This is a genomic window from Brachybacterium sp. AOP24-D1-21 (assembly GCF_052378665.1).
Lineage (GTDB): Bacteria > Actinomycetota > Actinomycetes > Actinomycetales > Dermabacteraceae > Brachybacterium.
Genome location: NZ_JBQSXX010000001.1, coordinates 775723 through 800282, shown reverse-complemented (window position 1 = coordinate 800282; position 24560 = coordinate 775723). Strand labels below are relative to the sequence as shown.

The 24560-nt window shown below is 69.7% G+C and carries 20 protein-coding genes and 1 pseudogene; 11 read left to right on the top strand and 10 right to left on the bottom strand.

Annotated elements, in window-relative coordinates; genetic code table 11:
- Positions 1 to 96: 96 nt before the first annotated feature.
- A complete protein-coding gene (locus ACT3UF_RS03670; RefSeq protein WP_441445042.1) occupies positions 97 to 336 on the bottom strand; it encodes a hypothetical protein in 240 nt (79 codons plus the stop codon).
- 53 nt (positions 337 to 389) lie between these two features.
- Entirely contained in the window at positions 390 to 581 is a 192-nt protein-coding gene (locus ACT3UF_RS03665; RefSeq protein ID WP_441445041.1) for a hypothetical protein, read from the bottom strand.
- Positions 582 to 817: 236 nt separating this feature from the next.
- Between ACT3UF_RS03665 and ACT3UF_RS03660 the strand changes: the two genes are divergently transcribed.
- Positions 818 to 2020, top strand: coding sequence for an acetyl-CoA C-acetyltransferase (locus ACT3UF_RS03660; protein WP_444592198.1), 1203 nt, complete (start codon positions 818 to 820; stop codon positions 2018 to 2020).
- Between the two features lie 165 nt (positions 2021 to 2185).
- Here the strand turns inward: ACT3UF_RS03660 and ACT3UF_RS03655 are convergent, their stop codons facing one another.
- Both ACT3UF_RS03655 and ACT3UF_RS03650 read right to left on the bottom strand, forming a co-directional pair.
- The gene (locus ACT3UF_RS03655) at positions 2186 to 3328 is read right to left on the bottom strand and encodes a Gfo/Idh/MocA family protein (RefSeq protein WP_444601354.1); all 1143 of its coding nucleotides are present in this window, start codon (positions 3326 to 3328) and stop codon (positions 2186 to 2188) included.
- The gene (locus ACT3UF_RS03650) at positions 3325 to 4149 is read right to left on the bottom strand and encodes a sugar phosphate isomerase/epimerase family protein (protein WP_444608022.1); all 825 of its coding nucleotides are present in this window, start codon (positions 4147 to 4149) and stop codon (positions 3325 to 3327) included. The genes ACT3UF_RS03655 and ACT3UF_RS03650 overlap by 4 nt, the downstream gene beginning before the upstream one ends.
- Positions 4150 to 4285: 136 nt before the next feature.
- Here ACT3UF_RS03650 and ACT3UF_RS03645 point away from each other — a divergent pair, with 136 nt between their 5' ends.
- The 3 genes from ACT3UF_RS03645 (at position 4286) to ACT3UF_RS03635 (ending at position 5615) form a co-directional block, all read left to right on the top strand.
- The gene (locus ACT3UF_RS03645; protein ID WP_444608021.1) at positions 4286 to 4957 is read left to right on the top strand and encodes a TetR/AcrR family transcriptional regulator; all 672 of its coding nucleotides are present in this window, start codon (positions 4286 to 4288) and stop codon (positions 4955 to 4957) included.
- 89 nt (positions 4958 to 5046) lie between these two features.
- Entirely contained in the window at positions 5047 to 5283 is a 237-nt protein-coding gene (locus tag ACT3UF_RS03640) for a hypothetical protein (RefSeq protein ID WP_444592194.1), read from the top strand.
- Entirely contained in the window at positions 5280 to 5615 is a 336-nt protein-coding gene (locus ACT3UF_RS03635) for a type II toxin-antitoxin system PemK/MazF family toxin (RefSeq protein WP_444592193.1), read from the top strand. The genes ACT3UF_RS03640 and ACT3UF_RS03635 overlap by 4 nt, the downstream gene beginning before the upstream one ends.
- Positions 5616 to 5688: 73 nt before the next feature.
- Here ACT3UF_RS03635 and ACT3UF_RS03630 read toward each other — a convergent pair whose 3' ends face one another.
- The gene (locus ACT3UF_RS03630; RefSeq protein ID WP_444592192.1) at positions 5689 to 6981 is read right to left on the bottom strand and encodes a Fic family protein; all 1293 of its coding nucleotides are present in this window, start codon (positions 6979 to 6981) and stop codon (positions 5689 to 5691) included.
- Positions 6982 to 7163: 182 nt separating this feature from the next.
- Here ACT3UF_RS03630 and ACT3UF_RS03625 point away from each other — a divergent pair, with 182 nt between their 5' ends.
- Positions 7164 to 8444, top strand: coding sequence for an MFS transporter (locus ACT3UF_RS03625; protein ID WP_444608020.1), 1281 nt, complete (start codon positions 7164 to 7166; stop codon positions 8442 to 8444).
- A gap of 78 nt (positions 8445 to 8522) precedes the next feature.
- Here ACT3UF_RS03625 and ACT3UF_RS03620 read toward each other — a convergent pair whose 3' ends face one another.
- Complete coding sequence (locus ACT3UF_RS03620) at positions 8523 to 9353, bottom strand: LPXTG cell wall anchor domain-containing protein (protein ID WP_441445030.1); 831 nt, start codon at positions 9351 to 9353, stop codon at positions 8523 to 8525.
- A gap of 487 nt (positions 9354 to 9840) precedes the next feature.
- On the opposite strand from ACT3UF_RS03620, the gene ACT3UF_RS03615 reads away from it, so the two are divergent.
- From ACT3UF_RS03615 to ACT3UF_RS03605, 3 genes are read left to right on the top strand one after another with little or no spacing between them, the layout of a single operon-like run.
- Complete coding sequence (locus tag ACT3UF_RS03615) at positions 9841 to 10887, top strand: AAA family ATPase (RefSeq protein ID WP_441445029.1); 1047 nt, start codon at positions 9841 to 9843, stop codon at positions 10885 to 10887.
- Entirely contained in the window at positions 10884 to 12239 is a 1356-nt protein-coding gene (locus ACT3UF_RS03610) for a DUF58 domain-containing protein (protein WP_441445028.1), read from the top strand. The genes ACT3UF_RS03615 and ACT3UF_RS03610 overlap by 4 nt, the downstream gene beginning before the upstream one ends.
- A complete protein-coding gene (locus ACT3UF_RS03605) occupies positions 12236 to 14878 on the top strand; it encodes a transglutaminase family protein (RefSeq protein WP_444608019.1) in 2643 nt (880 codons plus the stop codon). The genes ACT3UF_RS03610 and ACT3UF_RS03605 overlap by 4 nt, the downstream gene beginning before the upstream one ends.
- Positions 14879 to 15004: 126 nt before the next feature.
- Here ACT3UF_RS03605 and ACT3UF_RS03600 read toward each other — a convergent pair whose 3' ends face one another.
- The 3 genes from ACT3UF_RS03600 to ACT3UF_RS03590 form a co-directional block, all read right to left on the bottom strand.
- A complete protein-coding gene (locus tag ACT3UF_RS03600; RefSeq protein ID WP_441445026.1) occupies positions 15005 to 15829 on the bottom strand; it encodes a carbohydrate ABC transporter permease in 825 nt (274 codons plus the stop codon).
- Between the two features lie 92 nt (positions 15830 to 15921).
- Positions 15922 to 16881, bottom strand: coding sequence for a carbohydrate ABC transporter permease (locus tag ACT3UF_RS03595; protein ID WP_444608018.1), 960 nt, complete (start codon positions 16879 to 16881; stop codon positions 15922 to 15924).
- 5 nt (positions 16882 to 16886) lie between these two features.
- Positions 16887 to 18038 (bottom strand): ABC transporter substrate-binding protein, encoded by a 1152-nt coding sequence (locus ACT3UF_RS03590; protein ID WP_444608405.1) that lies wholly within the window; start codon positions 18036 to 18038, stop codon positions 16887 to 16889.
- Positions 18039 to 18301: 263 nt separating this feature from the next.
- Here ACT3UF_RS03590 and ACT3UF_RS03585 point away from each other — a divergent pair.
- The 3 genes and pseudogenes from ACT3UF_RS03585 to ACT3UF_RS03575 all read left to right on the top strand — a co-directional run bounded on the left by ACT3UF_RS03585 (position 18302) and on the right by ACT3UF_RS03575 (position 22833).
- Positions 18302 to 19586 (top strand): annotated as a pseudogene (locus ACT3UF_RS03585) (IS110 family transposase).
- A 527-nt stretch (positions 19587 to 20113) separates the two neighbouring features.
- Positions 20114 to 21118 (top strand): LacI family DNA-binding transcriptional regulator, encoded by a 1005-nt coding sequence (locus ACT3UF_RS03580; RefSeq protein ID WP_441446105.1) that lies wholly within the window; start codon positions 20114 to 20116, stop codon positions 21116 to 21118.
- 47 nt (positions 21119 to 21165) lie between these two features.
- Positions 21166 to 22833, top strand: a complete 1668-nt coding sequence (locus ACT3UF_RS03575) for an FAD-dependent oxidoreductase (protein WP_444608017.1) — start codon at positions 21166 to 21168, stop codon at positions 22831 to 22833.
- A gap of 107 nt (positions 22834 to 22940) precedes the next feature.
- Here the strand turns inward: ACT3UF_RS03575 and ACT3UF_RS03570 are convergent, their stop codons facing one another.
- A complete protein-coding gene (locus ACT3UF_RS03570) occupies positions 22941 to 24392 on the bottom strand; it encodes an NAD(P)/FAD-dependent oxidoreductase (protein ID WP_444608016.1) in 1452 nt (483 codons plus the stop codon).
- Positions 24393 to 24560: the final 168 nt, after the last annotated feature.

Genomic DNA, 24560 nt, shown 5'->3' with positions numbered 1-24560 from the left:
GTACGCTCGTCGACACCGTGCCCCGTGTGCGGCGCGGAGGATGGTGGCTGCCACCGGATAGATCCGCGCTGCCCGCCCAGTGACGCCCTCAGCGGCTCACAAGGGGCGGGAGATGAGGATGTGCTCGGGGCTCTGCGCTGTCACCGGGCCACCGGGCCAGTCGCCGAAGCGATGCTCGATCTCGAATCCCGCCTGCTCGAGGCTGGCGTCAAGGGTGGCGAGCGGACGGAACGCCAACGTCTCCGGGGCGCTGAAGCTCCTGGTGCCGGCCCGCTCGGTGACCCCGCGGTGGGTCTCGACGACGCCGGTGGTGGGATCGCCCTGCACGTCGAGCATCTCGATCCAGCTGGTGAACGTCCCGCCCTCGGGGTGAAGGTAGGTGCCCCGGGTCAGTTCCGGGACCCAGCGAGCTCGACGCCCAGGGCGCCGGTGCCCGCGCCGATGTCCAGCACGGAAATTCCCGGGCCGTCGAGGGAGAGCTCGCGGGCCAGCTCGAGGCAGAAGTCGAAGTCCTGCCGTCCAGTGTTCTCTTCATCGTAGGTGCGCGCGGCCTCTGGGTTCTCGTACGGATTCTGGGACATGTCGGCGGACCCTAGCCGACTGGTCCGGCGGGAATCCAGAGATATTCGGCAGATCTGGGCGTGGCGTGCTGGAGGACCCGATGCCTGGCCCCGCGGCGCGGCCCGGTGGATGATGGTCCCCACCGGATAGATCCCTGCTGCCCGCCCATCGACGCGCCGGCAGCCGAGCTCCTCAACGCACCTCGCCCACCATCCAGGGCGGGCGCCGAGGGGCGAAGCCTCAGAAGGAGCACCCCGTGACCAGGAATGACATCTCCACCCACCAGCCCGTGATCGTCGGCGGGGCTCGCACCCCGTTCACCCGGTTGCTCTCGCAGCAGGCCGCGCTGACCGCGGTCGATCTCGGCGCCCACGCCATCCGCCATGCGATCGAGCGCTCCGGCGTCGACGCCGCGGTGATCGACACCGTGATCATGGGGCAGGTCATCCAGGCGGGCCAGGGGCAGAATCCGGCTCGCCAGTCCGCGCTCGGAGCGGGCCTGGCGTGGGACATCCCGGCCGTGACCCTCAACAAGGTGTGCCTCTCGGGGCTGACCGCCGTGATCGACGCCGCCCGCCTGATCCGTACCGGCGAGGCCACGGCGGTGATCGCCGGTGGTCAGGAGTCGATGAGCAACGGACCGCACCTGCTGATGGGCGCCCGCAAGGGATACAAGTACGGCCCGACCACCGTGCAGGACTCCGTTGCGCACGACGGGCTCACCGATGCGCTCAGCCAGGAGGCGATGGGCGACCTCACCGAACGCGGCAATCCCGAGCGCGGCATCTCCCGCCGCGACCAGGACGAGATCGCCGCCGCCTCCCACCAGCGCGCTGCCGCCGCGGCAGGCGTCGGGATCCACGCCGAGGAGATCGCGCCCGTCGAGGTCCCCCAGCGCAAGGGCGACCCGCTGCTCATCGACCGTGACGAGGGCGTCCGGCCCGACACTACGGTCGAGACCCTGGCCGGTCTCCGCCCCGCCTTCGCGAAGGACGGCACCATCACCGCCGGCAACTCCTCGCCGCTGTCCGACGGCGCGGCCGCGCTCGTGATCACCTCCCGCGCCTACGCCGAGGAGCACGGCCTCACGATCCTCGCCGCGATCGGGGCCCCCGGCCAGGTCGCGGGTCCCGAGGACTCCTCACTGCACTCGCAGCCCTCGAACGCTCTGCGCGCGGCACTGGCCCGCGACGGGCTGCAGGTGCAGGACCTGGACCTGATCGAGATCAACGAGGCGTTCGGCGCGGTCGTCGTCCAGTCGCTGACCGACCTCGACTACCCCCTCGAGAAGACCAACATCCACGGGGGAGCGATCGCGCTCGGCCACCCGATCGGTGCCTCGGGGGCGCGCCTCGCCCTGACCGCAGCCCTCGAGCTGGTCCGCCGCGGTGGCGGACGCGCCGGTGTGAGCCTCTGCGGCGGCGGCGGGCAGGGAGAAGCACTGCTGCTGAGCGCGTGACGTCGGCGCGGGGCAGTCAGCGCGGACGCCGCGACCGCACGCTCGCTGCCCTGCGACACCTTCGGCAGAGATCTGCGCCCCAGGCGACCGATGCGAGGATTCGCAGGAGTCACCTGGGGCGCAGAACGTCGGCCACCGGCGCCGCAGCAGCCGGCGCCGGCTACCTCAGAGCGTGCGGGCCAGCGGGTCGAAGTCCGCCGGGACGGCCGGGATCTCGGACACGGAGGAGTTCAGGGTGACGAACTCACCGCTCGCCGCAGACTCCTCGGCCGAGAGCATGATGTCCAGGACGTGGTAGCCCACCTCGCCGGTGGCGATGTGCGCGCGATCCTCGTGGATCGAGCGGATCATGTCCAGCAGGCCCAGGCCGCGACCGGTGGTCGGGCCCTCCTGCGGGATCTCGATCCATTCCTGCTCCGGTGGGCGCTCGCCGAAGGTGTCGAAGGGGCGCACATAGGCGATGCGGCCCTCGAACATGTTCGGATCGGGCACCACCAGCGAGCCCTCGGTGCCGTGGATCTCGACGATGCCCTGGCGGGCCAGCGGCGAGTCGAAGCTCAGCAGCGAGGTGCCGGTCTGGCCGCCCTCGAACTGGGTGAGCACGGAGATCGTCGAGGGCACCTCGACCGGGAAGGTGGTCCCTGCCTGGTCGCCCACCTGGATCATGCGCTCCTCGGTGGCCTTCAGCCCGATCGCGGCGACCTTCTCGACGGTGCCGAACAGGCTGACCAGAGTGGTGAAGTAGTACGGGCCCATATCGAGCAGCGGCCCCGCGCCCTTGGCGAACAGGAAGCCGGGGTTCGGGTGGAACACCTCGGGGCCCTGCCACTGCATGGAGGTCTGCGCGAACAGCGGCCGACCGATCACACCGTCGAGGATCGCGCGCTTGGCGGTCTGCACGCCCGCCCCGAGCACGGTGTCCGGTGCGCAGCCCACACGCAGCCCGGCCTCGTCGGCCTGCGTCAGCAGCGCGGCGGTGGACTCGCGGTCCATGCCCAGCGGCTTCTCGGTCCACACATGCTTGCCCGCGGCGATCGCGGCGGAGGAGATCTCGACGTGGGTTGCGGGCAGGGTCAGGTTCACGACGACCTGCACACCCGGGTGGTCCAGCACGTCCTGCGCGGTGCCGGAGGCGGGCACGTTGTGCTTCGCGGCCTGGGCGGCGGCGCGCTCGGTGTTGATGTCGCCGAGGATCAGCACCTCGACGTCAGGGAAGGAGTTCAGGTTCTCCAGGTAGGTGTCGGAGATGACGCCCACGCCGATGAAGCCGACGCCCACGGGGCCGGAGAAGGGGGAAGGGGTGCTCATGCTGCGAGGCCTCCGTCGATCAGGAAGCGGTAGCTGTTCTCGATGTCCTCGAAGACGTCGCCCGGGGCGTTGTCGTACTCGATGACGGCGTACTTGACGCCCGTCGCTGCCTTCATGGCCTCGACGGTGGGGACCTCTCCCTCACCGGCGTGGCGCTGGTCCAGGCTGGTGGAGGCGAACTTCGGGGCGCCCGGAGCGAAGGGGTTGGACTCGGGCTTGATGCCGTCCTTGACGTGGATCGCCACGAGGCGGTCGCCGAGCTCCTTGACCAGTGCCACGACGTCCTGACCGCCGACGAGGGCCCAGTAGAGGTCCAGCTCGATCGCGACCGACGGGTCCACCAGCGACAGGAAGCGCTGGTAAGCGGTCTGGCCGTCGAAGTCCGCGAGGAACTCCTGGGCGTGGTTGTGGTAGCCGACGGTGAGGCCGAACTCCTTGGCCTTCTCGGAGGCGGCGTTGAGGCGCTCGGCGATGTCCTTCACGCCGTCCTCGGTGAGCCAGCGCTCGGTGGGGACCATCGGGTCGATGACGGCCTTCATGCCGATCTCGGCTGCAGCCTCGAACACGACCTCGTTGGCCGGGGTGGGGATGGAGCCGTCCGGGGTCCACAGCTCGTCGGAGAGCAGCGGGGCGTGCCCGGTGGGGGACGAGAGGCCGGAAGCGTCCAGCGCAGCGCGGATCTCCTTCGGACGGCGCACGAAGTCGAAGGCCTCGACGTTCTTCAGGCCGATCTTCGCGAGCTTGTCGAGGGAGCCGTTCATGTCGGCGGAGAACTCCGCGGCCAGCGTGTACAGCTGGACGGAGGCGAGAGGCAGTGCCACGTCGAACCTGCTTTCGTACGTCGTTGTCAGAGGGTGCGCCGCGTCACCGAAGGCGCATGGCGGCCAGAATAACAGCAAACCCACCAGTTGGAGGTTTTTCCTGCAGAGCAGTTCGAGTCATGGGTACATTGGCTTCATGAGCACCGAGGATGCACCGGCCGAGGCCGCGGAGAAGGGGCCGGCAGCCGCCGCTGTCGAGCCGGGCCCGTCGGCCGCCGCGCCGCCCCGCATCGGTCGCGCGGGCTCCTACTCCAAGGGCATCGCCCGCCGCCAGGAGATCCTCGACCGCGCCATCGAGGTGTTCCGCCGGCGCGGCGCCGACGGCACCTCCCTGCGCCGCATCGCCGAGGCCATCGGCATCTCCCATGGCGCACTGCTGCACTACTTCTCCTCCCGCGAGGAGCTGCTGGTCGCCGTCTACGAGCACGCCGAGTATCGGCGCGACCTCGAGCGCGGCGATCAGAGCCATGTGCGCTCGGTCGACGTGATGGCGAACGCGGCGCTTGCGAACCTCGAGGTCCCGGGCCTGGTGCAGCTCTACTCCACGCTGGTGGCGACCTCGTTGGAGGCCGAAGCGGGCCCCGCCAAGGAGTACTTCACCACCCGGTTCGAGCAGGTGCGCACCGACCTCGAGCAGCGCCTGCGCGACGATCAGGCCACCGGGCTGGTGCGGGACGACGTGGACCCCGCCCGCACCGCCGCGCTGATCGTCGCCGCGAGCGATGGCCTGCAGATCCAGTGGTTGCTCGAGCCGTCGATCGAACTGCAGGAGACGCTCGAGACATTCGCGGTGCTGCTGGCGCCGTGAACTGCTGCGCGAGGTAGGGCCCCTGCCCGCCCTCGCTCTCGTCCAGTTGCCGCGCCACCAAGTGTAGACATTTCGTCTACAGTCGATGGATGGCTGCTTCAGAGACCACCACCGTCAGAGTTCGTCGGTCCGATTCCGAGCGCCTCCAGGTTCTCGCCAAGTCCCGCGGCACGTCGGTCATCGAGGTCGTCCACGTCGCGATCGACGCGCTCGAGAAGCAGGAGTTCCTGCAGGGACTCACCGCCGATTACGCGCGACTGCGTGAGAATCCCGAGCAATGGGAGGAGTACGTGGCGGAGCGGCAGGAGTGGGACGCGCTGTCGTGATCTGGCGGGGGGAGGTCTACGACGTCGACCTCGGCCGGCCTATCGGCCACGAGCCAGCGTTGCGACGACCGGCCGTCGTGGTGTCGGTGGACATTCTGAACAACGGTCCCGGCGGCCTTGTCATGGTTGTGCCGATCACCTCTGCTGCCTACGGGCTGCGCAGTCACGTAGAAGTGGAGCCTGGAGGTAGCGGCCTGGGGCACACCTCGCACGCTCGGTGCGACCAGCTGAGGACGGTCTCGACGGAGCGGCTCGTGACTCGACGGGGAATGCTGGGTCCCGAGGAGCTGAGCACGATCGACCGGGCCCTTCGCTTCGTCCTCGACCTCTGACGTCCCCCGCTCGAGGCTGGACCCCTGACGGTGCGAGCGTCGCAGCGGGGACGGTTTCGTGAGCCCACGGAGCTCAGCGCACGCGCGGTACGGGCACGGGGCGCATCGGTGGCGAGCTGGCGGTGTCGAAGTCCCTGCTCGCCATCGCGCGCTCGCTGCGGGTGAGCAGATCCAGGACGTCGAGGGACATGTAGGCGCGCTGGGCACGACCGATCGAGATCGTCTCCAAAATCCCGTACTCCGTGAGCTGGGCAAGGGCGTTCTGGGCGGCGGTCGTCGTCACTCCGTGCACGCGCGTCACAGTGGAGGTGGTGAGCACGGGGGTGCCCGGCAGCGAGTCGAGGATCGTGGACAGCGCCGAGTTCCGCCGAGTCGCCCGGACCTTGCCCTCCCGGCGCCGAGCCTCCGAGATGATGCGCGACCATTCCTCGCGCAGCTCTGCCAGGCGCCGCTCGAGGCCTGCGGCCTGCTCCGCAGCAATTCTCACGGCATTCGCGAAAGTGCTCACCCGGGTCTCGATCGCTGCGAAGACCTGTGGCGACTCCGGTCCTCCCTCGACACGGAACGATTCCAGGCCATCGATGTATTCCTCATGAAGGGTCGCCAGCACCAGGCTCACCGGAAGGATCGCTTCTGCGGTGAGGCCCCGGCGGGTGAGCACCGTGTGGATGAGGGCTCGACCGACGCGACCGTTGCCATCGGGGAATGGGTGGATCGTCTCGAACTGGGCGTGCGCGAGTGCCGCTTGGATGATCGGTGAGTGAGTGGCACCGGCCATGTATCGGACCAGGTCCTCCAACAGTGCGGGGACCTCATCGGGCGGCGGAGGCACGTGTGCGGCCTCGAGCGGGTGGTAGCGCGAGCCGCCGATCCAGTTCTGCGTTGCCCGCACTCCCTGGAGCTCGGTCGGTGCCGGGATGAGCGATGCCTGCAGGGCGCCCAGATCTGCGACGGTGATGACCTCCTTCTCGGAGAGGGCGTCGGAAGCGTCGCGCACGATCGTCATGTTCCGCGCCACCTGCTGAGCGGTGTCGGAGAGCCCGCGGACATCCTCCTCGAGGGCGAGCTCGGCGAGAGCGACGTTCCTCGGGCTGGGTGCGATCCCCTCGATATAGGAGGACGCAATCGCTTCGGAGCGCAGCAGGAACCGGGAGACGAGGCCCAGATCCTGATATGTGCCGCGGTTCAGTGCGCGCACGGCGCGTTCGGCGGCGGCGACCTCGGCATCGACCTCAGGTCCGATCGCCAGCCTCATCCCGGTGAGGGCGGAGGGCGTGTAGGTCTGGTATTCCCCCGAGCGTCGATCTGCACGGGGGACGCCGGAGTCATAGGGGTTCTCCCAGTACTGCGAGGTGAAGTGCCCCATGCATAGCCCCTAACGTGGTGATCGTGGCCCGATGATCCAACTTTAGTGCTTAAAGTTGGATGGAACGAGTGGGCCGCCCACCTTACGCACTACAGAGAGAGGCGCGGCCCCTCGACGCGGCACCACGTAACCTGGTCCGGGCGACGAGCGCTGGAACGCCTTCGAACGATCCCCGATCGCCGGTGCCCGCCCCTGTACGAGGAAAGCAGAGTCCACTGAACCTGTCGGTCCCGCGTCGCTTCGGCCCCCTGCGCGACAAGCACTCCCGCCCCTACCTGGTCACCGCCGGACTCTCGATGATGGGCGACAACATCGAGCACGTCATCACCTACTGGATGCTGTGGCAGGTGTTCGAATCGCCCTGGCTGGTGGGCTTCCAGGTGATCAGCCACTGGCTGCCCTTCCTGATGTTCTCCGTCCTCTTCGGTGGCCTCGCGGAGAAGTACGACTGCCGACGCATCATCCAGATCGCCCAGGGGCTGTTCGCGTTCGTCTCGCTGGCCTGGGGGCTGCTGTTCCTCACGGGCACCCTGGAGATGTGGAGTGCCTGCGTGCTGCTGGTGCTGCACGGCTGCGCCGGCGCGCTGTGGGGCCCTGCCGAGCAGCTGATGCTCCATGACTTCGCCGAGCCGCGCGAGCTGGCCAGCGCCGTGCGGCTGAACGCCACCTTCAAGAGCCTCGGGGTGCTCGCCGGGCCGGTGGTCGGCTCGGTGCTGATGCTGCTGCTCGGGCCGACGTTCGGGATCCTCGCCAACATCGTGTTCTACCTGCCGATGACGCTGCTGATGCTCCGCACCCCCTTCACCGGGCACTCCCGCAGCGGGATCGTGCACCGCGAGCGGATCTCGATCCTCGACACCCCGCGCGTGCTGCGCACCGTGGGCAACGACAAGGTGCTGGTGGGGATGATCGCCCTGGCGGGGCTGATCGCGGTGTGCGTCGGCTCCTCGCTCCAGGTGTCGATGCCGAACTTCGCCGACACTCTGGGCGCGGGCGACGAGGGCGGGCTCGGCTACGGCGCGCTGCTGTTCGCCAACGGGATCGGGGGAGTCGTGGGCGGCTTCCTGCTCGAGGCCACCGGGATCCTCAAGGTCGACGTGCGCGGCGCCGTCATCGCTGCGGTGATGTTCGGACTGACCTCCCTGATCGTCGCGACCACCACCCACTACGCGGTGGCGGTGATCGCGCTCGTGATCGGCGGGGTCGCAAACCTCGCCGCCACCGCGATCGGTCAGGCGCTCGTGCAGCTGCGCGCGCCCGAGGATCAGCGAGGACGCGTGGTGGGGGTCTACTCGATGATCGGCAGCGGCATGCGCACCGGCAACGGCATCTCCCTCGCCTGGCTCGGAGCGCTGCTCGGAGTGAGCGGCGCGGTGGCCGTGGGCGGGATCGCCCTGGTGCTCGGCGCGCTGCTGATCGGTGCGCTGGTCGCGATGCAGACCAGGCGGGGCCTCAGCGCCTGAGGCCGGGCATGGCGGGTCATGCGCGTCGGGTCATGCGCGTCGGGTGATGCGCTCAGCCAGCGCCCCTGAGTCTTCCGCTCAGCCGTTGCGGCGGCGGTGGTGCCAGAGCAGAGCGGCCCCGCCGGCCAGTAGGAGAGCCGCGAGCACCGCAGGGCCCGCGGCCGACGCGCCGGTCTCCGCCAGCTCATCGCCACCGCCGTCGGATGCTTCGCTGCCGTCAGCGGCATCGTCTTCTCCGGCGCTGCTGCCCTCAGTATTGCTGCCGCCACCGACGGTGCCATCAGCATTCGGGGTTCCGGCCTCGGCGGGGGAGATGCCCACCTGGCCGTTCGAGACTCCGTGTGCGAACAGCGAGGTCATCAGCACGGCGAGCGAGGCCGCCTCCCGCTGCTCCGCGGTGTACTCAGGGGCTGCGGCCGGGAAGTCGTTGGTCGCCGGGCCGGGGGCTGCCGCGGCGGGCGCGGAGGGCGTCTGCTCGGACGCGGTGGGGCTGGCGCCCGCCGTCGGCGCCGGATCATCCTCCGCGCCGGGGGACGGCGCGGTGGGTGTGGTCGGTGCCGGGTCCGGGCTCGCCGAGGTGGACGGACTCGGTGAGGCAGGCGAATCGTCCTCGCCGGGACCGGTCGTCGGATCCGGCGTCGGCGTCGGCTCCGGCGTCGGCTCGGGGGTTGGCGTCGGCTCCGGCGTCGGCTCGGGGGTCGGCGTCGGCTCGGGGGTAGGGGTCGGCTCCGGTGTGGGTTCGGGCGTCGGTTCCTGCGTCGGCTCTGGCTCCGGCGTGGGCTCAGGATCCGGCGTCGGCTCTGGGTCTGGCGTGGGCTCCGGATCGGGTGTCGGCTCCGGGTCTGGTTCCGCGGACTCGTCGGTCACCGTGAACGATCCGGTCGCCTGCTGCTGGCCCACGTCGATCACCGCGCTAAAATCTCCGCCGGTCGTTGGCTGGTAGCTCCAGGACGCGGTCCCCTCAGAATCAGTTTCCAGTCCATCGAGTTGAACCGGACCTTTCGGAGTGACGATGGTGATCGTCGCGAAGCTGCGTGCGTCGAAGCAGGTGCCAGTGATAGTCACGGAGGACCCGAGTTCGATCGACTGAGCGCTGACCGAAGCACTCGGATTCATCCCCTCACACGCCGCCCCGCCCTGCATCGGAGCGATCTCCGCCGGTGCCGGCTCCGCCTGAGCGGCCGCGGGGCCCACGAGGCAGGCCGCGACGAGGAGGAGTCCCGCACCGCCACGGAGGGCGGTCCGGTCACTACGGACGATCATCGGAACTCCTCAGAAGACATTTGGAACCAGTCATACTGTATGAGGCGATGCCGCCGCGTGGGTCCCGAGGAGTTCATCTCGGGGCAAACTTTTCATGAACACCTGTCACGGTGGTCACTCGGAGGAGCACGACATGACCCAGGACGACGTCGCCGTCGAGGCCCCCCATGACCCGTGGCATCCGCAGAACCGGGCCCGCGAGCTGGGTGTCGGACTCACCCAGGAGCAGGCGCGCGAGATCGCCACCGAGGCCGAATCGGTGATCCGCGAGATCGCGACCATCGTCGAGGGCAAGGACGAGGTGGCCCGGATCGCCGTGCTGGTGCTGCTGGCCGGCGGTCACCTGCTGATCGAGGACATCCCGGGCGTGGGCAAGACGATGCTCGCCAAGTCCCTGGCCGCAGCGCTCGGCGCCGAGCGTCACCGCATCCAGTTCACCCCCGACCTGCTGCCCGGGGATGTCACCGGCGCGAGCGTGTTCAACCAGGCCACCAGCGAGTTCGAGTTCCGCCCCGGGGCGGTGTTCACCCAGATCCTGCTGGCCGACGAGATCAACCGCGCCTCCCCGAAGACTCAGTCCGCGCTGCTCGAGGCGATGGAGGAGCGGCAGGTCAGCGTCGACGGCACCACCTACCCCCTGGCCGAGCCGTTCATGGTGGTCGCCACCGCCAACCCCGTGGAGATGGAGGGCACCTACCGGCTGCCCGAGGCGCAGCGCGACCGCTTCCTGGCCCAGACCACCATGGGCTACCCGGTGGCATCGGCCGAGGTGCGGATGCTCGCCGCCCAAGCCGGACCGGTGCGCGACGGGGACCACGACCTGGTCGATGCCGTCACCGAGCGCACCAGGCCGGAACAGATCGCCGCCCACGTACGTGCGGTCCGCAGCGTCTACGCCTCCCCGGTGATCCTGGAGTACGTCGTGCGGCTGGCTGAGGCCACCCGCTCCCACCCGCAGGTCACCCTCGGCGCCTCACCGCGCGCTGCGGTGCACCTGGTGCGCGCCGCGAAGGCGAACGCCGTGCTCGCCCGGCGCACCTTCGTCACCCCGGAGGACGTCGCCGCCGTGATCATGCCCGTGTGGCGTCACCGCATGCACCTCACCCCCCAGGCCCTCTCCCGTGGGGCCAGCGCCGGGGAGCTGGTCGACCAGGTGCTGCGCAGCACCCCGCAGGCGTGAATCCGCGCCCCGGCACCCGCTTCCGCCCCACCGGGCGCGGCATCGTCGTGCTCGTGGGCTGCGGGGCGCTGTGGGTGCTGGGCGACCTGGCCCGGGTGACGCCCCTGCGCCAGCTCGCCGCCGCTCTGCTGCTGATGCTGGTGATCGGCGCGATCGGGATCGCGGTGAGCAGCGTGGGCCTGCGCCCCACTCGCCGCCTGGTGGACGACGCCGTCCCCGTCGGCTCCGTCGCCCGGGTGATGCTCGAGCTCACCGGGACCGCCTGGATCACCGTGGTCCCGCTGGGCCGCGGCATCGCCCGCGAGCACCTGCCCGAGGAGCTCGGCGGCCAGGGAGACCTGCCGCTGAACAGGCAGATGCCGCACGTGCTGCGCGTCGGCCGCCGTGGCGCCCACGAGCTCGGCCCCTACTCCCTGATCGTGCGCGACGTGCTGGGGCTGTTCCACCTGCGCCGCACCGTCGAGGACGGCCTGGCGCTGACCGGGCTGCCGGTGGTCTCCGAGATGGCCCCGGCTGCCGAGCGCGCCACCGGCATCACCCGCGAGGGCGCATTCAGCGCCGCCCCCGCCCCGGGTGTCGGCGAGATCGGACCCATCGCCCGCCCCTACGCCAGCGGCGACGACATCCGCCGCATCCACTGGCGCGCGAGCGCCCGCACCGGCCAGCTGATGACCCGTGAGGACGAACCCGCCGCCGGCCACAGCGCCGTGATCGTGCTGGATACCAGCCGCCGCGAGAACCCCTCCGGCCAGGTCGAGGACGCGCTCGTCTCCCACGCCGCGACCGTGCTGGACGCGCTGGGCCTGAACGGCTGGGAGGTGCGGATCGTGGACGCCTCCGGGGACGAGATCACCCGCAGCGGCCGCCGCCGCGGCATCCCCGGCCCCTCGCCGCTGGGCAGCGAAGCAGACGCCGTCGAGCAGCGCGCCTCCCTTCTCGCCCTCGCGGAGGTGGACTTCGACGACGACGCCTCCGGCGGTATCGGCCAGGATCACGCCGCCGGCCACACCGCGCTCGCGATCGCCCTGGGGCCCGATGACGGCGAACCCTTCTCGGGCCTGGACCTGGACCGCTTCGCAGGCCGCTCCACCCACCGCACCGCGATCGCGCTGCGCCCCGCCCTCGAGGACGACGGAGACGAGGCGCCGCACCCGCCTCCGGCCCGCCGCATCGGCCCGGCCGACGGCGAGGACTTCGGCCACGCCCATGAGCAGCACGTCCGCGAGCTGCAGACGATCCGCGCCCGGCACACCCCCACCCAGTCCCAGTTCGGGGCCTGGACCCTGGTGCGGGGCACCACCGCCGACACCCTCGATGACCTGCTGACCACCGCCGAGGAGGAAGCGCCGTGAGCCCCCTGATGGGCCGGCCCACCCTCGAAGGCCTCCACCTGATCGGCCGCGCCCTGCTGCTGCAGGTCGCACTGCTGCTCGCCGCCGCCCCCGTCTCCCAGCTGCTGGCAGGCTCCTCCTGGCTGCTGCTGACCCTCACCGCCAGCGCCCCGGTGATCCTCGGCGGGATCGTGCTGCGACGCCTGCTGCGCCCCCCGATGCTGGTGCCCGTGGCCCAGCTGGGGCTGATCGTGGTGCTGGTGGGGGTGGTCGAGATCGCCCAGGGCCTCACCCGCTGGCAGGACGGCCCCCTCCAGGTGCTCCGCGACCAGGGCGAGATCTTCAGCCGCGGAGTCAACGAACTGGTCACCGGCATGGCCCCGCTGACCCTCGGCGCGCCCGGCACCGTGCTCGTGGTGGCGGTGATCGCGCTGGTGACGCTGCTGCTGGACCTGATGTACCTGGACCTGGGATGGCACACCCCCACCGGTCTGCTGCTGATGGGCGCGATCCTGGTGCCCGCACTCCAGCAGCCCTCCGGTGGTCCCTGGTGGCATGTCACCGCCCCCGTCCTCGCCGGTGGCGCCATCCTCGCCACCCGCACCGTCCACGCAGATCCGAGCTACATCCGCGGGGATCGTCGGCCGCAGGCGGGCCCCGCCGCCCACCCCGGCCGCACCCTCGCCGTGACCGTGCTCTGCGTGGCGCTGGTGGCGGGGCTCAGCCCGCTGCTGGCCCCTGCGCTGCCGCAGCTGGCGCCCGCACGGATCGCCCTGAACATGGACCTGCTGCAGCGCTGGCAGGACCCCGACGCCCCGGCGCTCGGCGCGGTGATGATCGACGACGACGTCTCCGTGCGCCGCTCGCTCCTCCAGCAGGAGGACACCGAGGTGCTGCGCTACACCACCACCACCGAGGATCCTTCCTACCTGCGCCTGCGCGCCCTGAACCGCTTCGACGGCGAGACGTTCCGCGGCGACGTCGAGGGGGAGGGGCTGGTGCTCGGTCGCGCCGCCTTCAGCGACTCCCGCGATGACGGAGTGGCTGTGCACGGCAGCGCCGACGACTTCATCGACACCACCATCGACATCACCAGCTTCGCCGGTGATCGCCTCCCCGTGCCGGACAACGTGCGCGAGATCCAGGCCTCAGACCGGGACCTGAACCGGGCGATGATCCTCCAGCCCTCCCACGGAGAGGTCGCCCTGAACCATGTCTCCGCAGGGTTGATCGGGGAGCGTTACAGCGTCGCCTCCGAGCAGCGCAGCTCGACCGCCGAGCAGCTGCGTGCCGTGGATCCCGCCGTGTTCGAGCAGCCCTTCGAGGTGGGCTACACCTCCCAGGACGAGGTGCCCGAGGTCGCCACCGAGCTCGCCACCACCGTCGCCGCCAGCGCGGGCGCCGAGAACGGCTTCGACACCGCCGTCGCCTATCAGGACTACTTCCGCAACTCCTTCGCCTACTCGCTCACGGTCAACTCCGCCCCGGGCGAGGACCCGCTGGAGTCCTTCCTCACCGACCGCATCGGATACTGCGAGCAGTTCGCCGCGGCGTTCGCACTGATGATGACCTCACAGGGCTACCCCGCCCGCGTGGTCATCGGCTTCACCGCCGGAGAGCAGGACGGCGACGAATGGAGGGTCAGCGCGAAGAACGCCCACGCCTGGCCCGAGGTGTGGTTCGGCCCCGAGCACGGCTGGGTGCGCTTCGAGCCGACCCCGGCCGCCGCGGCGAACGGCGTGAACCCGCCCGGTGTCACCGACGCGAGCACCCCGCAGGACGCCCCCGATCCCGCACCCGAGGACCCGGAGGAGTCGGATCAGCCCACCGAGGAGACGCCCAGCAGCGAGGAGGGCACCACCGACGAGCAGACCACCGAGGACACCTCCGCCGCGGAGACGTCCGATGGCGGCGGCGGGGGCCCCTCCGAGGAGACCGTGGAGCGCCTCGGCGGAGGCGTGATGGGCATCCTCGGGATCGGCACGCTGCTGGCCGCGGCCGCTGCGGCAGCAGTGATCCTGATCCGACGCCGCCGAATGCAGGCCCGTGACGAGCGCTGGGCAGCGCTGCTGGGACGGGGCAGCGGCGCGGGGCGAGGCGGCCCTGGCGGAGGCGGTACTGGTGGTGACGGCGCTGGTGGTGACGGCGCTGGGGGAGACGGTGCTGGCGGAGTCGCGAACGCCTCGGCCCTGGCCGCCGAGCGGATGCATCGCCGCGCCGGAGAGCTGGCCTGGTCGGAGCTGACCCGCGAGCTGGCCGTGCGGGAGACTGCGATCCGCTGGCTCAGCATCACCGGAGCCTGGGGACGGCCGCCCCTCCGGATCCGGCTCGACCCCGCACTGCCGCCTGCCCGTGCCCTCACGGACCTGCTCGACCAGATCGGCGCCGGTACGCTCGACGTCACCGCCGAGCAGCGCGCCGCCGCCGCCCGCATCGCCGCCGCCTACACCGACGCGACTTACGCCGCGCCCCTGCCGGACGAGCCCACCCCGGCGCCCGCCTCAGCGCCCGCCCCGGGCCCCGCCTCAGCGCCCGCCCCGGGCTCGGAGAGTTCTTCCACGCCCTCGCCCGCGCCCGCGTCGGCGCAGAGTGAGCGGCCTCGACATCCGCTGCGCAACGACTCGGACCAGGTCATCGAGCTCATCCGCAACGCCCGGTGACGGCCTTCCCCCGGTGACCGGCCCCGGTGGCGCGGCGTCCCTGTAACCCGACAGGCATGTGCGCTCTGCTTTCCAGAGGTGGAAGGAGAGCGCACATGTCTTGCGAGTCCGCCAGATGGCGCACGCTCAGCCCTTCACCGCGCCCTCCGAGAGGCCGGAGATGAAGTGGCGCTGGTTGAGCAGGAACACCAGCAACACCGGGACGGTGACGATGATCGTCGCGGCCATCAACGGGGCGTACTGGATGTTGCCGCTCTGGCTGAAGCCGGTCAGGGCCAGCTGCACTGTCTGGCTCTTGGGGGACGAGGAGACCACCAGCGGCCAGAGCAGGTCGTCCCACACCCCGGTGAACGAGAAGATCGCGACCACCGCGATGATCGGCTTGGACAGAGGCATGAAGATCGACCAGAAGATCCGCAGCTCGCCCGCACCGTCGATGCGTGCCGCCTCGGACAGCTCCGGGCTCATCCCCTTGTAGAACTGGCGCACCAGGAAGATGCTCATGGTCCCCACTAGGTAGGGGATCGCGATGCCGCCGAGAGAGTCGACCAGCCCGCTGCCGCCGCGGCCCAGAATGTCGTTTCCGCCCATGAGGGGGAAGTTCGAGACCATCAGGAACAGCGGGATAAGGGTGACCGCGACCGGGATCGCGGCGGTGGCGATCACCACGTAGAACAGCACATTGCTGCCGCGGAAGGGCAGGTGGGCGAAGGCGTATCCGGCAGCGACCGTGATCAGGCAGTTGGTCAGCACCGACAGCAGCGCCACCAGCGTCGAGTTCAGGAAGGCCCGGCTCAGGTTGCCGACGGTGAGCGCGGTGACGAAGTTGTCGAGCGTCGGCGAGTCGGGCCACAGCTTCACATCCCGGAAGGCGGCCTCCGCAGGGGTGAACGCAAGGCTCACCATCCAGAGGAACGGGAAGAGCACCAGCGCCGTGGCGATGAGGAGCAAGAGTAAGTTCAGGATCCGAGTCCGGCCGGTCCGGGTGACCCGGAATCGCCGAGGTCGGAGTGTGGAAGCAGTGCTCATCGTGCCTTCAGTGCTCATCGTTCCCTCCCGGCGCGCAGCGCGATCAGTGTGAGTCCTGCGATGAACGCGAACAGCACGAAGGCCATGGCCGAGGCGGAGCCCATGCTGCTGTAGTCGAAGGCCTCGGTGTAGATCAGATAGTTCACGGTGGTGGTGGAGTCCAACGGCCCGCCAGAAGTCAGCACGAAGATCTCCGCGAAGCTCTGGGACAGGAAGATGATGTCCATCGCCACCACGTAGACGAGCATCGGGCGCAGCCCCGGCAGGGTGACATAGCGGAACTGCTGCCAGCGGCTTGAGCCGTCGATGCTCGCGGCCTCATAAAGCTCCTTCGGGATGGTCTGCAGCCCAGCCAGCAGCAGCACCATGTTGGAGCCGAGCGCCTTCCAGATCCGCATCACGGAGACCCCGTTCAGGGCCGTCTCCGGATCGTTCAGCCATCGCTGCGGCCCCATCCCGATCACCTCGAGAAGGTCGTTGAACAGGCCGTTCTGCGAGTACATCCACAGCCAGATCATGCTCACGGCGGTGAGCGAGACGATGTGGGGGATGTAGAGGGCTGTGCGGAAAAGGCCCACGCCGCGAAACGGACGGTTCGCCAGCAGCGCGAGGACGAGGGCGATCGCCACCGTGAAGGGCAGGACCTGCAGGGTGTAGCGCAGGGTCACCCACAGGGCGTTGAGGAAGTCTGCATCCTTCAGCAGCCCCAGGTAGTTATCGAGCCCGATGAAGGTGGGGGCTCCGCGTTGCAGCGGGCTGTACCTGGTGAAGCTGAGCAGGAATCCGTAGACCACCGGGATCAGCTGGAAGACGATCACGTACAGGACCGCCGGAGCGACCAGGATCATCCCGGCGCGTGCCCGGGCTCGCTGCAGGGGCCGACGACGGCGGGGCGCCCCCGCGGCGCCGTCGGCTCGTGCGCCCGGACCCTTGCTCTCTGTGGTCGGCCCTGGGACGGCGGTGGTGCCGGTCATGGTGCTCATCCGTTCGCGGCGAGAATCTGTTCGATCTCCTCGGCGGCGCCGTCAAGCGCCTCCTGCGCTGTGCCCTGTCCGTTCAGCGCCTGCTCGAGGTAGCTGCCCAGGGTGTCCCGGATCCGGGTCCAGCCGGGCACGTTGGGGTTCGAGCGGAAGTTCTCGCTGTTCTCGACAGCTTCGGCGATCGCGGGATTGGACTGGACATATTCGCTGTCCACCGCGGAAGCTCGGGCCGGGACGTGGCCCACCTCTTCGGCATAGCGGTTGCCGAGATCGGCACTGCCGAAGAAGGCGAGGAACTCCCAAGCGGCATCCTTCTTCGCGCTGTCCGGATTGATCATGAGCCCTGTCGCGGCACCGCCGAAGGCCGCCGGCTCGTTGCCCTCGAAGGAGAGCACGTCCATGAACCGGAGATCCAGCTCGGGGGCGGCGGCGATGATCTGGGTGAAAGTTGCCGGATCGGCGAAGATCATCGAGGTGTCCTCGGTGATCAACGGCGACTGCGCCGGCGGCAGTCCCTCCCAGGTGCCGCCGAGCCCGTTGTCCACCGGCTCGTCTCCCTGGTAGAGGCTCACGTACCACTCGAGCGCCTCGACGCCCTCGGGGGAGTTGAACTGCACGGCGGTGTTGTCCTCGGTGAACATCTGCCCGCCGTTGGCCCAGAGCATCGTGGTGAACGCCTGCTGCATGCTGGCCGGCGGTGTCCCGAAGACGATTCCGGCCCGGGTGAGCCGATCGCCGTCGCGCGCCGCGAGCGCCTTAGCAGCCTCCAGCAGGCCCTCGAAGGTGGTCGGTGGGTTCTCGGGATCCAGCCCCACCTCCTCGAAGTGTGCGGCGTTGTAGCCCACCTGACGGCCCGTGCTCGCAATCGGGAAGATGTAATGCGCGCCGTCGACGAGCCCGCTGTCCAGGCCCACCTGGAGGTCAGCGCGATCCGAGTCGTCCATTCCCTCGAGGTAGCTGTCCAGCGGCTCGACCCGGTCGAAGCTCACCAGGTCCGCGACCGCAGCGGGACCGTGCCCGAAGATATCGGGGCCGGTGCCCGAGGAGAACCCGGCGTTGAGCCGGGTCGACATGTCCGCCCAATCGATGAAGGTGGCGACGGCGCCGCGGCCGGAAGACTCCTTGAACTCAGGGATCACCACGTCGTTGATGAAGTCCTGCTCCGCGGGGTTGGTTCCGGGGAACCAGAGGGTCAGGTCACCGCCGTCGTCCTCCCCGCCCCGTTACCTTGTTCGTAGCCCCGGACCTCTCCGGGATCGGGGTTGCTGGCCTGTCGGGCCCGGCATGACTATTGCCCCCAGTCGTTCATGATCCGGGGGGTGTTGTCACCGGGTCCCGGTAGGCGTCAGAGGATCGCTGATAGGGACCAGACCAAGTCGCGCGAGGTCATGCCGGCAGGTCGGGCGTAACGTGGATGCCGAGCTCTGGGGCCGCAGGACAAGCCAGCTTCGTTCCTGCCCGCACCAGCCTTGGAGGACCTCATGATCTCCGAACACGACAGTGTTGACGTGTTCATCGGTATCGACGTCGGAAAGTCCGACCATCACGCCGTCGCGATCGACCGCAATGGCAAGAAACTCCTGGACCAGCCTCTCCCGCAGGACGAGGCGAAACTCCGGACCTTGATCAGCAAAGCTGCTGGCCACGGAACGGTCCTCGTCGTCGTGGACCAGCCCGCGACCATCGGCGCTCTGCCCCTGGCCGTCGCTCAGGACATGGGCGTTCTGATCGGCTATCTGCCCGGCCTCGCGATGCGTCGCATTGCCGATCTCCACCCCGGCGAAGCGAAAACTGATGCCCGTGACGCGGCGATCATCGCCGAAGCCGCCCGCACGATGCCTCAGACGCTGCGCTCGATCGCTCTGGCTGATGAGCAGGCCGCTCAGCTGAGCATGCTCTGCGGCTTCGATGATGACCTCGCCGGGCAGGTCACCGCGGCCTCAAACCGGATCCGCGGGCTGCTCACCCAGATCCATCCCGCTCTCGAGCGCGTCATCGGCAGACACCTTGACCATCCCGTCATGGCGGCCCTGCTGGAGAAATACCCCGGCCCGGCCGCTCTGAAAAAGGCTGGTCAGACCCGGGTCGCGACGTTCATGCGGAAGTATGCGCCTCGTGGCGGGAACCCCTGGGCCGCCGAGATCTTCGAGGCCTTAAGCGAGCAGACCGTGGTCGTGGCCGGCACCGACGCGGCCGGGGTCGTGCTGCGCCAGCTCGCGATCCAACTCGCCCAGCTCCGCACCGCCCGCGGTGAGGTCTTCGAACAGGTCGAGGCACTGGTGGCAGACCACCCTCTTCACGACCTCCTGACGTCCATGCCAGCGGTCGGCGTCAGGACAGCTGCCAGGATCATCACCGAGGTGACCGGCAAGCAGTTCGAGACCGCAGGACACCTTGCCTCCTACGCCGGGCTCACTCCCGTGACCTGGCGTTCCGGCACCTCCATCCGTGGAGACCACCCCTCCAGGCGAGGCAACAAGGTCCTCAAACGCGCCCTGTTCCTCTCCGCGTTCGCCGCGCTGAGAGATCCGGTTTCCCGCGCCTACTACGACCGGAAACGAGCAGAGAAGAAGCGACACAACCAAGCCCTCATCGCCCTCGCCAGACGCCGCTGCGACGTGCTCTTCGCGATGCTCCGCGACGGCACGTTCTACTCCCCACCGGCCATCCAGAAGACACCCACCGCGGCAGCCGCCTGACACCAACGAACGCCCTAAGATCCCGGCAACAGCACCATCCCGCCGGCAGCTCCAACGCGCCCCTCAGCCCCCTCAGATCCCGAGAGAACTTCGCGCTTCCCCTTGACGAAGAACATAGGGACACCCCCCTCCGCCTTCGCCGCCGCAGGCGGACAGGAGGAGTGGTGCGCCGAGGAGCGCGGCGGAGGCCTTGAGGGCGGTGCGTCTGCGGGGCTGGATCACGGTGAGTCCTCTTTTCGGTTCGCTGTCGACGGAAGGAGCCGATCGACGAAGGGTGCATCGGTGCTGTAGCGCGTTCGGAGCAGTCGGCGAGTCTCCTGCACCGCTCCTGGTCCATTCGAGGAGGGTGAGGAAAGTGCTGTCACGTGGAGCCGATCAGATGCTCATACGTATCGGCTGTGATCGGGAGCATAGGCAGGCTCTACTGTCGAGGTCAACCGTTTCCGAGGATCTGACCTGGGTCTTGAGTGTCGGGAGGCGGAGGTCTACAGTGGCCGAACGCTACTTATACGAAACAGGAGGGGTTCATGCGAGTACGTCAACGCGACATCGCGCGGGCCGCCGGGGTGTCGCAGGCGACCGTCTCGCTGGTTGCCAGCGGGCGCGCCTCCGAAGGCGGGGTGTCCGCCGCCACTCAGGAGCGGATCCGGGCGGCGATGGACGAGCTCGGCTATGTCCCCGACTCGGCGGCCCGCTCCCTGCGCGGCGGCCGCAGCGGGCTCGTTGGCGTCTTCACCTACGAGCCCGTCTTCCCTGCACGACCCGATGAGTACTTCCACGAATTCCTGGTGGGCATCGAGGTCGGGGCCGCAGATCACGGGCAGGACCTGGTGCTCTTCACCTCCACCCAACAGGTCGATGGGCGACGCAGCATCTACGCCGGTGGGGCGAGCAGGCTCCAGCATGCTGACGGCTCGATCATCCTGGGCATGCACCGTGACGATGGGGAACTAGCCCGGCTGGCCCAGGAGGAGTATCCCTTCGTGAGCATCGGGCAGTACGACCCGGTGCCCGAGGCGGCCTGGGTCGCGGTCGATTACGACCGTGCCGTGCGCGCGATCGTCGACGATCTCCACCGGGGTGGTCACCGGCGCCTCGGCTATGTCCAGGATGAGAACGAACGACTGCCCTCCCTCGCTCGACGGGCCGCCTTCGCCTCTGCGACCCGCGGGGACGAGACCTCCATCGCAGCCCTCACCGAGGTCACCCCTGAGCTGATCAGGCGGTGGAAGCAAGAGGGTGTCACCGCGATTCTCGCCGAGAACCCTGAGGTCGCCGAGGCGATTGAACGGGCCGTCTCCCGCGCCGGACTGCGGATCCCCGATGACTTCTCCGCGGCCTGCCTCGAGGTTCCGCTGCGCAGCGGCCGCGCCGCGAGCTGGTCCCACCTGATCATCCCCAAGCGCGAGGCGGGGATCCGCAGCGTCGCCGTGCTCGGCGGGATCCTCGACGGCAAGCTGCCGCGCGACCATCACGAGACCGTGCAATGCCTGCCACACCACCTGGGGACCCTCTCGATGCTCGAGGGATGACCCCGCGCACTCCCACACCACCACAAGCACCACGACAGGACGCAACGATGCCTTCTCCCGGACAGACCGCCCCCGAGCTCACCGAGCGCGCCGCCGATCTGGTGGTGATCGGTGGCGGCCTCGGCGGGGTCGCCGCCTCCCTCACCGCCGCCCGGCTCGGGCTGAAGGTGCTGCTCACCGAAGCCGATCCGTGGCTCGGCGGGCAGCTCACTGTCCAGGGCGTGCCGCCGGACGAATCGGCGTGGGTCGAGTCCCACCCGAACTCGGCGAGCTACGCAGAGTTCCGGGAGCGGGTGCGCGAGCACTACCGGCGCAACTTCCCGCTCACCGCGGAGGCGGCAGCCGATCCGCTGCTGAACCCGGGGGCAGGGGGAGTCTCCCGGTTATGCCATGAGCCGCGCGTCGGCGCTCTGGTGCTCGAGGAGATGGTCTCCCCATTGCTCTCCTCCGGCCGCCTGCAATGGCTCCGCGAGCATGAGCCGGTCGCCGTCGAGCGCGAGGGCACGCGGATCAGCGCCGTGGTGGTCCGTGACCTGTGCACCGGCGAGCAGTCCCGGCTGAGCGCGCCGCTGATCGTGGACGCGACCGAGCTCGGAGACCTGCTGGCCCTCGGCGAGATCGACCATGTGATCGGTGCCGAAGCGCGCAGCGAGCACGGCGAGCTCCACGCCCCGGAGGTCGCGGACCCCCTCGACCAGCAGGCCATCACCTGGTGCTGCGCCCTGGAATGGGCCCCCGGGCACGACGAGCTGGTGCCGCGCCCCGAGCTCTACGACCGCTTCGCGAGCGTCGTGCCGGACTTCTGGCCCGGCCCTCAGCTCTCCTTCTCCGACGTCCACCCGATCACCCTCGAGGTGCGTCACCGCTCTCTCTTCGTGGGCGATCCGGCTGACCAGGAGGAGACCGCACGCACCAACGACCTCTGGCACTACCGGCGCGTCCGCTCCCGGGCCCAGCTGCACCCGGACACCCCAGGCGGCGAGGTCACCCTCGCCAACTGGCCCCAGATCGACTACTGGGATCTCCCGCTGCTCGGGGTCGATGCCGAGCAGCGCACGCTCGCCGAGCATGAGGCCCGCCAGCTCACCCTCTCCCTGGTCCACTGGCTGCAGACGGAGGCCCCGCGCACCGATGCCGCCCACGGCGGCAAGGGCTACCCCGAGCTGCGGCTGCGCGGAGACGTGATGGGCACGACCGACGGGCTCGCCCGCCAGGCCTACATCCGCGAGGCGCGCCGCATCAAGGCCCGTTTCACCATCACCGAGGAGCACATCGGCCGTGAGATGCGCGGGCAGTTCACCGGCTCGGCCCTGTTCGCGGACTCCGTGGGAACCGGGCACTACCGGATCGACCTGCACCCTTCGACCGCAGCCCGGAACTATGTGGACATCGACTGCTTCCCGTTCCAGATCCCGCTGGGTGCGCTGATCCCGAAGGACGTCGAGAACCTGCTCCCGGCCAACAAGAACATCGGCACCACCCACATCACCAACGGCGCCTACCGCCTTCACCCGGTGGAGTGGTCGATCGGCGAGGCCGTGGGCGCGCTCGCCGAGATCTGCCGACGCCATGGCGCAGATCCCGCGGCCGTGCACGAGAGCGCCGAGCTGACCGGCGAGCTGCAGACCCTGCTGAGCGAGGGGCTCGGCGTGCGCCTCGAATGGCCCGACGCGATCCGCAAGCGCCTGCCGGAGTCAGCAGAGCTGGCAGTCTGAGCCTGCCCGCACTGAGCATGCCCCAGGACCGATGCTCGCTGTCACAGCGGTCCTGGGGCGCGCAGAAGTCGGCAGGTCAGAAGCCGGCAGGTCAGTACGTCGTCGGTTCAGTCCTTCGTCGGCTCCACCGCGTCGGCGGCGCCCTCGGCGTTCTCGGCGGCGACCTTGTCGGCCGTGCGGGTGGCCCCGGCCCCGGCGCCGAACAGCCGGTGCGCGGCCTGCTCCTCGAAGATGCGCGCCGCGCGCAGCGAGTTCACCTCGCCCACCACCGGGTTCGGCTGATGGGTGGCGCGGCTGCCGCTGTAGAGGGAGACCAGGTTCATCGCGACCGCGCGCTGATTGCGGTGGCCGATCATCTTGGTGATGTGCACGCCGAGCCACGCGGCCCAGCCCAGCGAGCCGGAGAGCCCGCCGAGCACCGGGATCTCCGCGATCGCGGCGTGACGGCCGATGGTGGCCATGGTGCCGAGATCGGTGTACTTGAACTTCTTGCGGGGCTTGCCGGCGACCTCCGCGGCGATCGCGCGGGCAGCGGCCTGGCCGGTCTGGATCGCCGGCTGCGCGAGCTGGGGGAGCGGCTCGTCCTGGCCCGCGATGTCACCGGCGGCGTACACCCCGGGGAAGCCCTTGACCTGCAGGTAGTCGTCCACATCGAGGCGGCCGCGCTTGTCCTGGGGGAAGCCCCACTCGGAGACCATCTTCGGGATCGCGACGCCCGCAGCCCAGATCGTGATGTCGGATTCGAGGATCGAATCGTCATCGAGCACCACGTGGTCGTAGCCGACCTCCTTCACGCCGCGGCCCAGCTGCAGGACCACGCCGCGATCCCGCAGCTCGTCGGCCGCGTACTGGCGGTACTTGGTGGAGAACTCCTTGAGCACCTCGTCGCCGCGCTGGAGCACGGTGACCTGCAGCGTGCCGGGGTCCATCTCCGGGTAGAGGATGTCCAGCTCCTGCGTCCGGAAGTCCGCCAGCGCGCCGGCGATCTCCACACCCGTCGGCCCGCCGCCGACGATGCACACATGCAGCTTGTCGTGGCCGCGGCCGAGCCCGACCTCGCGGCTCGAACGCTCCAGCTCCGAGAAGATCCGGTCGCGGATCGCGAGCGCCTGGGCGCGGGTGTACATCGGCATCGCATGCTCCTCGGCGCCGGGGGTGCCGAAGTAGGTGGTGGTCGCACCGTTGGCGACGATCAGGTAGTCGTAGGCGATCTCCTGCTGGCCGCTCTGGCCCTCGTCGAGGCGCACGATCTTCCGCTCCGGATCGACGCCCTCGACCTCGCCCTGGCGGTAGCGCATGTTCGGCACCTTGAGCGAGAGGCCGCGCAGGAACATGGTGACGTCACCGGGATTCAGGCCCGCGGTCGCGACCTGGTACAGCAGCGGCTGGAAGGTCTTGTAGACGTTGCGGTCGACCAGGGTGACCCGCACCCGCGCATCGCGCAGGGCGCCCACTGCGTGAGCGCCGGCGAAGCCGCCGCCGAGGATGACCACGTGCGGCCAGCTCGCGCCGTCCTTCGCGGGGACGGTGGGGCGGCGGCTGAGGAAAGGCATGACCATGGGATGACTCCTTGAGAGAGCGGAGGCCGTGGCGCGGCGAGCGGAACGGGGCGGCGCGGGGCAATCACTCATCGTGCGCGACGAGAAGTGCAGCCCACGGTGCGCACCGCTGGACGCCTTCACCGATGCTACCCACATCGGGACCTCGGTCCCAGGCGCAGCGGGTCC

Coding starts and splice junctions, on each gene's coding strand:
- ACT3UF_RS03630 (WP_444592192.1), bottom strand. CDS start 6,981: ATGGGGCACTTCACCTCGCAGTACTGGGAGAACCCCTATGACTCCGGC.
- ACT3UF_RS03655 (WP_444601354.1), bottom strand. CDS start 3,328: ATGAGCACCCCTTCCCCCTTCTCCGGCCCCGTGGGCGTCGGCTTCATC.
- ACT3UF_RS03580 (WP_441446105.1), top strand. CDS start 20,114: ATGCGAGTACGTCAACGCGACATCGCGCGGGCCGCCGGGGTGTCGCAG.
- ACT3UF_RS03615 (WP_441445029.1), top strand. CDS start 9,841: ATGACCCAGGACGACGTCGCCGTCGAGGCCCCCCATGACCCGTGGCAT.
- ACT3UF_RS03640 (WP_444592194.1), top strand. CDS start 5,047: ATGGCTGCTTCAGAGACCACCACCGTCAGAGTTCGTCGGTCCGATTCC.
- ACT3UF_RS03645 (WP_444608021.1), top strand. CDS start 4,286: ATGAGCACCGAGGATGCACCGGCCGAGGCCGCGGAGAAGGGGCCGGCA.
- ACT3UF_RS03595 (WP_444608018.1), bottom strand. CDS start 16,881: ATGACCGGCACCACCGCCGTCCCAGGGCCGACCACAGAGAGCAAGGGT.
- ACT3UF_RS03570 (WP_444608016.1), bottom strand. CDS start 24,392: ATGGTCATGCCTTTCCTCAGCCGCCGCCCCACCGTCCCCGCGAAGGAC.
- ACT3UF_RS03575 (WP_444608017.1), top strand. CDS start 21,166: ATGCCTTCTCCCGGACAGACCGCCCCCGAGCTCACCGAGCGCGCCGCC.
- ACT3UF_RS03665 (WP_441445041.1), bottom strand. CDS start 581: ATGTCCCAGAATCCGTACGAGAACCCAGAGGCCGCGCGCACCTACGAT.
- ACT3UF_RS03670 (WP_441445042.1), bottom strand. CDS start 336: ATGCTCGACGTGCAGGGCGATCCCACCACCGGCGTCGTCGAGACCCAC.